We start from the raw sequence: 13164 nt of genomic DNA on the forward strand, positions 1-13164 counted from the left end.
TCAGCATAGCCAGGCTGCCAACCTCGGAGATACGCGTGGCATGTCCAACGGCAGCGCTGCAAAACAGCCCTGCCGAAGCCTGCGACACCCCACGCACACCACTGACCAGGCCGCTATTAGCGACGCAGGCCCAGGCGACCGATCAGGGCGCTGTAACGAGTGGTGTCTTTGCCCTTCAGGTAATCCAGCAGCTTACGACGCTGGTTGACCATACGGATCAGACCACGACGGGAGTGGTGGTCTTTATCGTTGGCCTTGAAGTGGCCTTGCAGCTTGTTGATGTTGGCGGTCAGCAGAGCAACCTGCACTTCCGGGCTACCGGTATCGCCGGCGGCTTGCTGATATTCGGCAACGATCTGAGCTTTTTCTTCAACGCTGAGGGCCATTTGGCTTCTCCTGATAACGGATCCCGCATGCGGGGTCCAATAGGCCAGGGACAAATCCCTGTATTAATAAAAAAGGTGTGACCGTGCCTACTGACAGCCACCCTTGATGCCGTGGGGCTCGGCAACTGCCTGGCCCCGCGGTTTCGGTCATTCCGACCGAATCAGCCGACGCGGCGCAATGCGCCCGTCTTCGCTCACTTCACCGATACCGATGAAGCGCGCATTGTGATCCTGTACCCGGACCATGCCAAATTGTGGCGCGTCCGGCGCGCGTACCGCCTGCCCATGCAGCCAGTAGAACGCACTGTGTTCCGACAGGCTGACCAACGGCCAGTCCTGCAGCCCGCTGTCCGATGGCATCAGGAAGCGGTCGAGCGCTTCGTTGCCACCCTCGGCGTGGGCCTGTTCGAGTTCCTCGAGGGTGACCGTCTGTGCCAGCGCAAAGGGCCCTGCCTGGGTCCTGCGCAGCTCGGCGACATAGGCGCCGCAACCAAGGGCTTCACCGATATCCTCCACCAGCGTGCGGATATAGGTACCTTTGCTGCATCCTACGCTCAGCCGTGCACGGGTGCCTTCGCACTCGAGCAACTCCAAGCGGTTAATAGTAACAGAACGCGCCTCGCGCTCCACTACCTCTCCTGCACGTGCCAGTTTGTACAACGGCTGGCCATCACGCTTGAGCGCCGAGTACATCGGCGGTATCTGGCTGATCGGGCCGCGAAAACGTGGCAGCAGCGCCTCGATGTCGGCGCGACCAACGGTCACGTCGCGGGTCTGCAGCACCTCACCCTCGGCATCGCCGGTGTTGGTAGTCTGCCCCATCTGCATGACGGTTTCGTAGCCCTTGTCGGAATCGAGCAAGTACTGCGAAAACTTGGTCGCTTCACCGAAACACAGCGGCAACACGCCGGTCGCCAGCGGGTCGAGGCTACCGGTATGGCCGGCCTTTTCCGCATTCAGCAGCCAACGCACTTTCTGCAAGGCGGCATTGGAAGTGAAGCCCAGCGGCTTGTCGAGCAGGATGATGCCGCTGACATTGCGGCGGATACGTTTGACCTGGGCCACCGCTTACTCCTTGGTGTCCGACTCGTCGGCATCCTTGTGCAGGCGGTCTTCGGCCACTGCACGCTCGATCAGCGCCGACAGGTGCACACCACGGCTGACACTTTCATCGAAATGGAAGTGCAGCTGCGGCACGCTGCGCAGTTGCATCGAACGCCCCAGGTGCAGACGCAGGAAGCTGGCGGCGCTATTCAATGCCTTGAGCGACTGCTGCACGGCATCCGGGGTTTCCTCGCCCATGACGGTGATGAACACCTTGGCATGGCCCAGGTCACGGCTTACGTCCACGGCGGTGATGGTCACCAGACCGACACGCGGGTCCTTGACTTCGCGACGGATCAGCTCGGCCAGCTCGCGCTGCATCTGATCGCCAATACGTTGGGTACGGCTATATTCTTTGGCCATTCTTGCTACCTGTAACTTAAAGCGGCAAACGCCCGGACAGACGAATGCCTGACCGGGCGCTACCTGAAGAGGTACCGCAAGCCGCCCTGTAGCAGGCGCTTGCGGCTCGCTCGCCCTTAAAGGGTACGAGCCACCTGGACTTTCTCGAAGACTTCGATCTTGTCGCCGACCTTGACGTCGTTGTAGCTCTTGACGCCAATACCGCACTCCATGCCCGAACGGACTTCGGAAGCATCGTCCTTGAAGCGACGCAGCGATTCCAGCTCGCCTTCGAAGATCACAACGTCATCGCGCAGTACGCGGATCGGACGGTTGCGGTACACGGTACCCTCGATGACCATACAGCCAGCGATGGCGCCGAACTTCGGCGAACGGAACACGTCACGTACTTCGGCGACACCCAGGATGTTCTCGCGAACATCGCTGCCGAGCATGCCGGTCAGGGCCTTCTTGACGTCTTCGATGATGTCGTAGATCACGTTGTAGTAACGCATATCCAGACCTTCCTGCTCGACGATCTTGCGCGCACCGGCATCGGCACGCACGTTGAAGCCGAACAGTACTGCATTCGAAGCCAGCGCCAGGTTGGCATCGCTCTCGGTGATACCACCGACGCCACCACCAATCACGCGCACTTGCACTTCGTCGTTGCCCAGGCCACCGAGCGAACCCTGCAGCGCTTCAAGAGAACCACGCACATCGGTCTTGAGAACGATGTTGAGGGTTTTCTTCTCTTCCTGACCCATGGTCTCGAAGATGTTTTCCAGCTTGCCGGCGTGAGCACGGGCCAGCTTGACCTCGCGGTACTTGCCTTGACGGAACAGGGCAACTTCACGGGCTTTCTTCTCGTCGGCAACCACGGACAGCTCGTCACCGGCTTCCGGAGTACCGTCCAGGCCGAGGATCTCGACCGGGATCGACGGGCCGGCTTCCTTCACAGGCTTGCCGTTCTCGTCGAGCATGGCGCGTACGCGGCCATAGTTGGAACCGCACAGGACCATGTCGCCCTGACGCAGGGTACCGTCCTGAACCAGGATGGTCGCCACCGGGCCACGGCCCTTGTCCAGGCGCGATTCGACGACCACACCACGACCTGGCGCGGTCGGGGTAGCGGTCAGTTCGAGGATCTCGGCCTGCAGCAGCACGGCTTCGAGCAGTTCGTCGACACCGGTACCCATCTTCGCCGAAACCTTGACGAACGGCGTGTCACCACCCCAGTCCTCGGAGGTAACGCCTTCGACGGACAGCTCGTTACGGATGCGATCGAGGTCAGCACCTGGCTTGTCGATCTTGTTCACCGCAACGACCAGCGGAACACCGGCTGCCTTGGCATGCTGAACGGCTTCGCGGGTTTGTGGCATCACACCGTCGTCCGCCGCCACCACCAGGATGACAATGTCGGTCGCCTTGGCACCACGGGCACGCATCTGGGTAAACGCAGCGTGACCTGGGGTATCGAGGAAGGTGACCATGCCGCGGTCGGTTTCCACGTGGTAGGCACCGATGTGCTGGGTAATACCACCGGCTTCGCCAGCAGCAACCTTGGCACGACGGATGTAGTCGAGCAGCGAGGTCTTACCATGGTCAACGTGACCCATGACGGTAACCACCGGCGCACGCGACTCGGTCTGGCCTTCGAACTTCAGCGATTCGGCCAGGGAGTCTTCCAGGGCGGTGTCGCTGACCAGCGTGACCTTGTGGCCCAGCTCTTCGGCGATCAGCTGAGCGGTTTCCTGGTCGAGCACCTGGTTGATGGTGACCGGGGTGCCCATCTTGAACATGAACTTGACCACTTCAGCGCCTTTGACGGACATCTGGTTGGCCAGCTCGGAGACCGTGATGGTCTCGCCGATGGTCACGTCACGGATGACAGGGCCGGTCGGGTTCTGGAAGCCATGCTGGTTACGCTTTTTCAGCTTGCTCTTACCACCACGACCACGACGAGCGCCATCGCTCTCTTCGTCGGTAGTGCGGGGAGCGGCACGCGGAGTCGGTGCTTTTTCCTTCTCCTTGACCTTGACCTTGATCGACACGCGAGGCGCCTCGCCACGACGACGGTCGTCATCACGGGTACGGCTTTCGTTGCGACGGGTCTCGTCTTTCTTGCGCTCGGCAGCACGGGCTGCGGCGTCTTCAGAAGCCGGGGCGTCTGCGACTACCGGGGCCGGAGCAGCGGCAGGAGCCGGCTCTGGCTTGGCGGCAGGCGCAGGGGCGGCTGCAGCGGTACCGGCGGCCTGACGGCGAGCCTGCTCTTCATTGCGCTGGCGAACTTCGGCCTCGACCTTGTCGCGAGCGGCATTTTCAGCCGCACGGCGCTCATCTTGCTCACGCTTCTGCTCAGCCTGGATTTCTTCAGGGCTGCGCTGAACGAAAACTTTCTTCTTGCGTACTTCTACGCTGATGCTTTTGCTACCGGCGACACGCAGGGTGCTGGTGGTTTTGCGCTGCAAGGTAATCTTGCGCGGCTCTTCCGCCTTGCTCTTGTGGCTGCTTTTCAAATGAGTCAGCAGGGTCTGCTTCTCATTGTCGGTCACTACCTGACCGGCGTCGGTGTGCGGCAGACCTGCCTCACGCATCTGCTGCAGCAGGCGCTCTACCGGTGCCTCGACCTCTTGGGCCAGTTCTTTCACCGTGACTTGCGTCATGCACTTCTCTCCTCAGGCCGCGCCTAATTACTCGAACCAGTGGGCTCGGGCGGCCATGATCAACTTGCCGGCACGCTCTTCGTCGATGCCGTCGATGTCGAGCAGATCGTCGATCGACTGCTCGGCCAGGTCTTCGCGGTTAACCACGCCGCGCACCGCCAGTTCAGCCGCCAGGTCTTTGTCCATGCCCTCAAGGGAGAGCAGGTCTTCGGCCGGGTGGGCGTCTGCCAGTTTTTCTTCGGTAGCGATGGCCTTGGTCAACAAACGGTCCTTGGCTCGAGCGCGGAGCTCATTGACGATGTCTTCGTCAAAGCCATCGATGTTGAGCATTTCTTCCAACGGTACGTAGGCAATTTCTTCAAGGCTGGTGAAGCCTTCGTCGACCAGCACTTGGGCCAGCTCCTCGTCGACTTCCAGTTCTTCGATGAAATTGCGCAGGATGTCACCGGTTTCGGCCTGTTGCTTGGCCTGGATGTCCTTTTCGGTCATCACGTTCAGGGTCCAACCGGTCAACTGACTGGCCAGGCGAACGTTCTGACCGCCACGGCCAATGGCCTGGGCCAGGTTGTCCTCGGCGACGGCGATGTCCATGGCATGGGCATCTTCATCAACGATGATCGCCGCGACTTCAGCCGGCGACATGGCGTTGATGACGAACTGCGCCGGGTTATCGTCCCAAAGGACGATATCCACACGCTCACCACCCAGCTCCCCGGATACGGCCTGGACGCGCGAACCACGCATGCCAATGCAGGCACCTTGCGGATCGATACGCTTGTCCTTGGAGCGGACGGCAATCTTGGCTCGCGAACCCGGATCACGGGAAGCAGCCATGACTTCAATGAGGCCCTCGGCAATTTCCGGCACTTCAATGCGGAAAAGCTCGATCAGCATCTGCGGCGCGGTGCGCGACAGGATCAGCTGTGGGCCACGGTTTTCGGTGCGAATTTCCTTGAGCAGCGCACGCAGGCGCACGCCAACACGGAAGGTTTCGCGCGGAATGATGTCTTCGCGGGCCAGCAAGGCCTCTGCGTTGTTGCCCAGGTCAACGATGACGTTGTCGCGGGTAACCTTTTTTACGGTACCGGAGATGATCTCGCCAACGCGCTCACGGTAGGCATCGACCACCTGGGCACGCTCGGCCTCACGGACCTTCTGCACGATGACCTGCTTGGCGGTCTGGGCGGCAATACGACCGAACTCGATGGACTCGATCTTCTCTTCGATCACGTCACCGACCTTGGCTTCAGGGTGGGTGTCCTTGATCTTGTCCAGCCAGGTCTCGATCGCCGGATCATCAAGATCGGCTTCGTCGACCACGGTCCAGCGACGGAAAGTCTCGTAGCTACCCGTGTGGCGGTTGATTTCCACACGAAGGTCGACTTCGTCTTCAAAACGTTTTTTGGTTGCAGTGGCCAGGGCCACTTCCAGCGCTTCGAAAATGACGCCGGGCGGTACACCTTTTTCGTTGGATACCGATTCAACAACCAGCAGTACTTCTTTGCTCATCGTACGCCTCGCCTTGCGCAAGCCATTGGGCCCGGATAGTCCGCCGGGCCCGGCACGTCTCAGTCAAAACTGGGAATAATATTGGCCTTGTCGATCGAGTCGATCGGTAACAGGAACTCCTGATTGTCCACCTGGACCACCACATCCTGCTCCTCCACACCGCGGAGAAGGCCCTGGAAGTTACGACGACCCTCGAAGGGTGAGCGCAGCTTGATCTTCACTTGTTCGCCGGCATGCGAGGCAAACTGTTCCAGCGTGAACAGTGGGCGATCCATGCCTGGAGAAGACACCTCGAGGGTGTACTCACTGCTGATTGGATCTTCCACATCGAGGATTGCGCTGGCCTGACGGCTGACCGCTTCGCAGTCGTCCACCAGAATACCGCCTTCCTTGTCGATGTAGATGCGCAGTACCGAATGCTTACCCTGGGAAACGTATTCGATCCCCCAGCACTGATAGCCCAGACCCTCGACAACCGGGGCCAACAAGGCCTGCAACTGTTCTAGCTTGCTCGACACCTGAACCCCCTCGTGCATGCTGTGCAAATAAAAAATGGGCGAAGCGCCCATCCCTGAAAGCGCCGTAGGACAACGACGCCGAAACTGTTCGGTTAGCAAAAAGCCCCTGAAAAGGGGCTCCGCTGAAGCTGGTTGCGGGGGCTGGATTTGAACCAACGACCTTCGGGTTATGAGCCCGACGAGCTACCAAGCTGCTCCACCCCGCGACAAAGCTGGGGCAAAAGTATAAGACCGAACCCTGTTGAGGGTCAAATCCAAACATTCACCTACAAGAAAGCCCGCTAAAGCGGGCTCTCAAGCTTTAATTGGTACCGAGAAGGGGACTCGAACCCCTACACCCTATGGGCACAACCACCTCAAGGTTGCGTGTCTACCAATTCCACCACCTCGGCAATACTACTACTTGAAACCCGTTACTTCTGCTCTTGAGCCGGAGGAGGTACATCACCGGTATTATGGGTGGTTTCGCTCTTCTGCTGCTGGAGCACCGGTACATCATCATTAACTGCCGGTTTCTGCGGCTCTTTCACTTCTAGCACTGCTGGATCTGGAAGACCTGCTTGGCTAAGCTGGTGAGCTTGTTGCTTCGCGAAGTATCCTAACCCAAGTGCTGTCAAAAAGAAAGTGGCAGCGAGTATAGCAGTTAATTTACTTAGGAACGTTGCAGAGCCTTGGCTCCCGAACACGGTGTTTGAGGCACCCGCGCCGAAAGATGCACCTGCTTCAGCACCTTTACCCTGTTGCAACAGAACCAGCACTACAAGCGACAGCGCTGCCAACAGATGAAAAACAACGATGACTGTTTCCAGCATTTGTTCAGTTTCCTGCGGCGCGACAAATTGCACCGAATTCGTCTGCGTTCAGGGAAGCCCCACCAATGAGCCCCCCATCGATATCCGGCATGCCGAACAGTTCGGCCGCATTGGCCGCCTTCACGCTGCCGCCGTATAGCAACTGCACCTTCGCAGCCACTTCAGCATCTTCTGCCGCCAGCTGGCCGCGGATGGCGGCGTGCACATCCTGGGCCTGCTGTGGCGTGGCCGTAAGGCCTGTACCGATGGCCCATACAGGCTCATAGGCAATTACTGCATCGGCAAAAGCCTTAACACCGAATGCTTCGATGATACTGCTTAGTTGACGCCCGACAACTTCGAGCGTTTTGCCAGCCTCGCGCTCTTCAAGGGTTTCCCCTATGCAAAGCACTGGCTTCAAGCCTTTGGCCTGAGCTGCTGCAAACTTGCGATTGAGTACTTCGTCGGTTTCACCAATAATCTGGCGACGCTCCGAATGACCAATCAACACCAACTTGCAACCTGCTTCAACCAGCTGCTCGGGAGCAACTTCCCCAGTCAGCGCACCCTGTTCGGGTTGTACAGCAGAATTCTGTGCGCCGATAGTAATTTCTTTACCTGCCAGGCCATCGATCACTTGATTGATGAACAAGGCCGGTGGAAATACGGCGACTTCCACTCCGCTCGGCAAGGCGAGATTACTCAAGCCTTTGGTCAGCTCAGCGACGCTAGCGCGGGTACCGTGCATTTTCCAGTTACCAGCTACCATAGGGCGACGCATGCTTTACCTCGTCGGTCAAAGTGGGCGCAGATCTTACCCAACCAGATCTGCGCTGGCAAGCGCCTTCAGACACAAACTTCGCCGACCAGTTTGGCCAGTGCTTCAGCATGGGCCCGCACCTGGGTTTCGTCTTCGCCCTCAACCATGACCCGGACCAACGGTTCGGTACCGGACTTGCGCAACAGCACACGACCACGCCCCGCCAGCGCTTCGGTAACCTTGGCACTGGCTTCCTTGACGGCCGGGTGCTCCAGCGGGTCGACCTTGCTGGCACCAAAGCGCACATTGATCAGCACCTGCGGACACTTGCGCAGGGCCTGGCGGGCCTGGGCCAGGGTTTCGCCACGGCGTTTGAGCGCCATCAGCACCTGCAGCGCGGCAATGATCGCATCGCCGGTGGTAGTGTGGTTGCAGCACACGACGTGACCGGAGTTTTCACCGCCGACCAGCCATTGACGCTCCAACAGCTCGGCCATGACGTAACGGTCGCCGACCTTGGCCCGCACGAACGGGATGTCCAGGTCCTTGAGCGCCAGCTCCAGGCCCAGGTTACTCATCAGCGTGCCGACCACCCCGCCTTGCAGCTTGCCATGCTCCTGCAGGTCGCGCGCAATGATGAACAGCAGTTCGTCACCGTCGACGATGGCACCCGTGTGGTCGACCATCAGCACGCGATCGCCGTCACCGTCAAAGGCAATGCCGAGATCGGCATGCCCGACCAGTACAGCGGCCTGTAGCGATTCGATGTGTGTCGAGCCGCAACCTTCGTTGATGTTCAGGCCATCCGGTTGTGCATGCAGCACGGTCACGTCGGCACCCAGCTCACGGAATACGCTGGGCGCAACCTTGTAGGTAGCACCATGGGCGCAGTCGACCACCAGCTTGAGGCCCTCGAAGCTGGTGCTGCTCGGCACGCTGCTTTTGCAGAATTCGATGTAGCGGCCGGCGGCATCATTGATACGCGAAACCTTGCCCAGCTTGCCCGACTCGACAACGGTCATCGGTTGGTCGAGCAGCTCTTCGATCATCAGCTCGACCTCGTCCGGCAGCTTGGTGCCCTGGCCCGAGAAGAACTTGATGCCGTTGTCGTCGTGCGGGTTGTGCGAGGCACTGATGACGATGCCGGCTTCGGCGTGGAAGGTACGCGTGAGGTAAGCGATGGCCGGGGTCGGCATCGGCCCGAGCAGCATCACATCGGCACCTGCTGCGGACAGGCCGGCTTCAAGTGCGGACTCGAACATGTACCCGGAGATACGGGTGTCCTTGCCCACCAGCACGCGGCAATGGCCTTGCTTGCGGAAGGCCATGCCGGCCGCCCAGCCGAGCTTCAGCATGAAGTCAGGCGTGATCGGGTATTCGCCGACGCGGCCACGAATGCCGTCGGTACCAAAGTATTTTCTGCTCATAGGGACTCCAATGTTCTTATTCGGCGTTTTGCACCGCAGCGATCATGCGCACCACATCAACGGTTTCGGCCACGTCATGTACACGAAGGATGCTCGCCCCTTTGGTCATGGCCAACGCCGCCAGCGCAAGGCTGCCGTACAAGCGCTCGCCGACCGGACGTTCCAGCGTCAGGCCGATCATGCTCTTTCGTGAAACGCCCACCAGCAGTGGGCGCCCAAGGCGATAGAGCGCTTCCATGTGCTTGAACAGGCTCAGATTGTGCGCCAGTGTCTTGGCGAAACCGAAGCCCGGGTCAAGGATGATTCTGTCAGCGTCGATGCCCGCAGCTGCGCAGGCGGCCATCCGCTGTTCAAGATAACGCGTGACGTCGGCAGTCACGTCCTGGTAATGCGGATCGTCCTGCATGTTGCCTGGCTCGCCACGCATGTGCATGAGGCACACCGGCAGACCGGTATCCGCCGCAGCGTCCAGGGCGCCATCGCGCTCCAGGGCCCGCACGTCGTTGATCAGCCCGGCACCAAGGCGTGCAGCTTCGCGCATGACGGCAGGTGTGGAGGTATCGACCGAAATGACCACGTCGAGGCGGCTGTTGATGGCCTCGACCATTGGCGCCACACGTTCCAGCTCCTCGGTCACCGACACTGCACGCGCACCCGGGCGCGTGGACTCGCCACCAATATCGATCAGCGTTGCGCCAGCGGCAACCATCGCTTCGGCATGGCGCAGGGCTTCGTCGCGCTGACTGAAGCGACCGCCATCGGAGAAGGAATCGGGGGTGATATTGAGAATACCCATCACATGGGTATGCGACAAATCAAGAACCCGGCTGCCGCAAGGCAACCGGGTCGGGTACTGCACTGAGCTCATAGATGCCCTTAGTGTTCAGCCGCTGGGCCGCCGATTGGCGATTCCGGACGATCATCCTGGGCCGCAGGCGTGCCCGAGTGCTTGTCGTCGTCCCAATCACGCGGTTCACGTGGTGTGCGCCCAGCCATGATGTCGTCAATCTGATCGGCATCGATGGTCTCGTACTTCATCAGCGCTTCAGTCATCGCCTCGAGCTTGTCACGGTTGTCGATCAGCAACTGCTTGGCAGTGGCATAGCACTGATCGATGATGCTGCGCACCTCGGAGTCGATCAGTTTGGCAGTCTCGCCGGACACACTGGCATGCTGGCTGCCGGCACTACGGCCGAGGAACACTTCGCCCTCTTCCTCTGCATACATCAGCGGGCCGAGCTTCTCGGACAGGCCCCATTTGGTGACCATGTTACGAGCGAGCTGGCTGGCCCGCATGATGTCGTTGGACGCGCCGGTGGTCACGCCATCGAAGCCCAAGGTCATCTCCTCGGCGATACGGCCGCCATACAGCGAGCAGATCTGGCTGATCAGCGCACGCTTGGACAGGCTGTAGCGGTCTTCTTCCGGCAGGAACATGGTCACACCCAAGGCACGACCACGCGGGATGATCGAAACCTTGTAGACCGGGTCGTGCTCAGGCACCAGGCGACCGACAATGGCGTGGCCGGCCTCGTGATAGGCGGTGTTTCTCTTTTCTTTTTCGGACATGACCATGGTCTTGCGCTCGGCGCCCATCATGATCTTGTCCTTGGCCAGCTCGAACTCTTTCATTTCGACCAGGCGCTTGTTGGAACGCGCGGCAAACAGCGAAGCCTCGTTGACCAGGTTGGCCAGGTCGGCGCCGGAGAAGCCTGGGGTACCACGCGCGATGACCGCCGGATTGACGTTCTCGCCGATCGGTACCTTGCGCATGTGCACCTTGAGGATCTGCTCGCGGCCACGAATGTCCGGCAGGCCAACCACCACCTGGCGGTCGAAGCGGCCCGGGCGCAGCAGCGCCGGGTCGAGCACATCCGGACGGTTGGTGGCGGCGATGACGATGATGCCATCGTTCATCTCGAAGCCGTCCATCTCCACCAGCAACTGGTTGAGGGTTTGTTCACGCTCGTCGTGACCGCCACCCATGCCGGCGCCACGGTGGCGACCAACGGCGTCGATCTCGTCGATGAAGATGATGCACGGGGCGTGCTTCTTGGCCTGCTCGAACATGTCGCGCACACGGCTGGCACCGACACCCACGAACATTTCCACGAAGTCCGAACCGGAAATGGTGAAGAACGGTACTTTCGCTTCGCCCGCAATGGCCTTGGCCAGCAGGGTCTTACCGGTACCGGGCGGGCCAACCATCAGCACACCGCGCGGGATACGGCCACCCAGGCGCTGGAACTTGCCCGGATCGCGCAGGAACTCGACCAGCTCGCCAACCTCTTCCTTGGCCTCGTCGCAGCCGGCAACGTCAGCCAGCGTGGTCTTGACCTGGTCTTCGGACAGCAGGCGGGCCTTGCTCTTGCCGAAGCTCATCGGCCCGCCCTTGCCGCCCGCACCACCTTGCATCTGGCGCATGAAGAACATGAACACGGCAATGATCACCAGGATCGGGAAGCTCGCCACCAGCAACTGTGTCCAGATGCTCTGTTGCTCAGGCTGCTTGCCTTCGACGACCACATGGTTGTCGACCAGATCGCCGATCAGGCCATTGTCGGTGATGGCCGGGCGCACAGTCTTGAAGTTGTCGCCATCGGTGCGCTTGCCAGTAATGATGTAGCCATCGACGGTCACACGCTCGACCTTGCCATCCTTGACCTGCTGGATGAAGTCGGAGTAGTTGAGGGTCTGCGGCTCGTTAGGGCTGGAGAAGTTGTTCATCACTGTCACCAGGACAGCTGCGATGATCAACCACAGGATCAGATTCTTTGCCATGTCGTTCAATTAGCTACCCTCTGAGGCCGGCGCACGACGCAGCCGTGCCTCGCATGATATTCATCGCCCTAACTTACTACATTACCTACGCAGCCGCAGGCACCGTCTGTAACCCTTTGTGAAAGCTAGACTACACGAAGTTCGGACGATCCTGACGCAGCGGCCGATTGGAATTAACTATCGACCACCCCGCTTCACACCTTTCATTACCCTTTGAAGCCCCTGCCCAACAGGTATTGCTCCCGGGAACGGTCCCGCGACGACGACGGCTTGCGCATTTGCACCTTGTCGAACTTGCTGCGCACGTCTTTCAGGTACACGTCAAAACCTTCGCCCTGGAAAATCTTGATCAGGAAGTCGCCCCCGGGCTTGAGTACACGGGTTGCCAGATCGAGGGCCAACTCGCAGAGGAACATGGCACGCGGAATGTCTACCGCGGGCGTACCACTCATATTGGGGGCCATGTCGGAAATCACAAGGTCTACATGCGAATCGCCGACCGCTTCGAGAATGCGCTGCAGCACTTCGTCCTGGGTGAAGTCCCCCTGAATGAAGGTCACGTCGGCGATCGCGTCCATTTCCAGAATGTCCGAAGCGATCAGGCGACCTTGGCCACCAATCAGACGACTGGTCACCTGGGACCAGCCACCAGGGGCCGCGCCGAGATCGATCACGCTCATGCCTGGGCGGATAATGCGGTCCTTCTCCTGGATCTCCAGCAGCTTGTAGCTCGCACGCGAGCGATACCCATCCTTCTGCGCCTGCTTCACAAAAGGGTCGTTGAAATGCTCTCGCAGCCAGTTTGCGCTGCTTTTGGAACGTTGTACCACGGGGCACCTCGATGATATGCGTCGTGATTGACTGGGCGGAGCCGGTGGCC

Annotated in this window: 12 protein-coding genes and 2 tRNA genes; all 14 read right to left on the bottom strand. The window is 60.0% G+C overall.

From position 1 onward, the window contains the following. Positions 1-116: 116 nt before the first annotated feature. The 14 genes from rpsO to rlmE all read right to left on the bottom strand — a co-directional run bounded on the left by rpsO (position 117) and on the right by rlmE (position 13114). Complete coding sequence (rpsO, locus tag ACF8RA_RS22830) at positions 117-386, bottom strand: 30S ribosomal protein S15 (RefSeq protein ID WP_003249971.1); 270 nt, start codon at positions 384-386, stop codon at positions 117-119. Between the two features lie 147 nt (positions 387-533). Further along, positions 534-1451, bottom strand: coding sequence for a tRNA pseudouridine(55) synthase TruB (truB, locus tag ACF8RA_RS22835; protein WP_003249968.1), 918 nt, complete (start codon positions 1449-1451; stop codon positions 534-536). Between the two features lie 3 nt (positions 1452-1454). Beyond that, positions 1455-1853: a 30S ribosome-binding factor RbfA gene (gene rbfA / locus ACF8RA_RS22840; RefSeq protein ID WP_003249967.1), complete on the bottom strand. Its 399-nt coding sequence runs from the start codon at positions 1851-1853 to the stop codon at positions 1455-1457. Between the two features lie 116 nt (positions 1854-1969). Further along, positions 1970-4498, bottom strand: a complete 2529-nt coding sequence (infB, locus tag ACF8RA_RS22845) for a translation initiation factor IF-2 (RefSeq protein ID WP_176685375.1) — start codon at positions 4496-4498, stop codon at positions 1970-1972. 27 nt (positions 4499-4525) lie between these two features. Beyond that, positions 4526-6007, bottom strand: a complete 1482-nt coding sequence (nusA, locus tag ACF8RA_RS22850; RefSeq protein ID WP_003249963.1) for a transcription termination factor NusA — start codon at positions 6005-6007, stop codon at positions 4526-4528. 59 nt (positions 6008-6066) lie between these two features. Then, the gene (rimP, locus tag ACF8RA_RS22855; RefSeq protein WP_003249960.1) at positions 6067-6525 is read right to left on the bottom strand and encodes a ribosome maturation factor RimP; all 459 of its coding nucleotides are present in this window, start codon (positions 6523-6525) and stop codon (positions 6067-6069) included. A gap of 129 nt (positions 6526-6654) precedes the next feature. After that, positions 6655-6731: transfer RNA gene (locus ACF8RA_RS22860), tRNA-Met, on the bottom strand. Between the two features lie 100 nt (positions 6732-6831). Then, a tRNA-Leu gene (locus ACF8RA_RS22865) sits at positions 6832-6917 on the bottom strand. Between the two features lie 21 nt (positions 6918-6938). Next, positions 6939-7337 (bottom strand): preprotein translocase subunit SecG, encoded by a 399-nt coding sequence (gene secG / locus ACF8RA_RS22870; RefSeq protein ID WP_176685376.1) that lies wholly within the window; start codon positions 7335-7337, stop codon positions 6939-6941. Between the two features lie 4 nt (positions 7338-7341). Continuing rightward, on the bottom strand, positions 7342-8097 hold the full coding sequence (gene tpiA / locus ACF8RA_RS22875) for a triose-phosphate isomerase (protein ID WP_176685377.1): 756 nt from the start codon (positions 8095-8097) through the stop codon (positions 7342-7344). A gap of 65 nt (positions 8098-8162) precedes the next feature. Further along, a complete protein-coding gene (glmM, locus tag ACF8RA_RS22880) occupies positions 8163-9503 on the bottom strand; it encodes a phosphoglucosamine mutase (protein WP_176685378.1) in 1341 nt (446 codons plus the stop codon). A gap of 16 nt (positions 9504-9519) precedes the next feature. Continuing rightward, the gene (folP, locus tag ACF8RA_RS22885) at positions 9520-10371 is read right to left on the bottom strand and encodes a dihydropteroate synthase (protein ID WP_003249952.1); all 852 of its coding nucleotides are present in this window, start codon (positions 10369-10371) and stop codon (positions 9520-9522) included. Between the two features lie 8 nt (positions 10372-10379). Further along, positions 10380-12284, bottom strand: coding sequence for an ATP-dependent zinc metalloprotease FtsH (ftsH, locus tag ACF8RA_RS22890; protein WP_021784330.1), 1905 nt, complete (start codon positions 12282-12284; stop codon positions 10380-10382). Between the two features lie 206 nt (positions 12285-12490). After that, on the bottom strand, positions 12491-13114 hold the full coding sequence (gene rlmE, locus ACF8RA_RS22895; protein ID WP_176685379.1) for a 23S rRNA (uridine(2552)-2'-O)-methyltransferase RlmE: 624 nt from the start codon (positions 13112-13114) through the stop codon (positions 12491-12493). Positions 13115-13164: the final 50 nt, after the last annotated feature.

The organism is Pseudomonas sp. FYR_5 (genome assembly GCF_043106315.1).
Taxonomy (GTDB): Bacteria; Pseudomonadota; Gammaproteobacteria; order Pseudomonadales; family Pseudomonadaceae; genus Aquipseudomonas; species Aquipseudomonas putida_Y.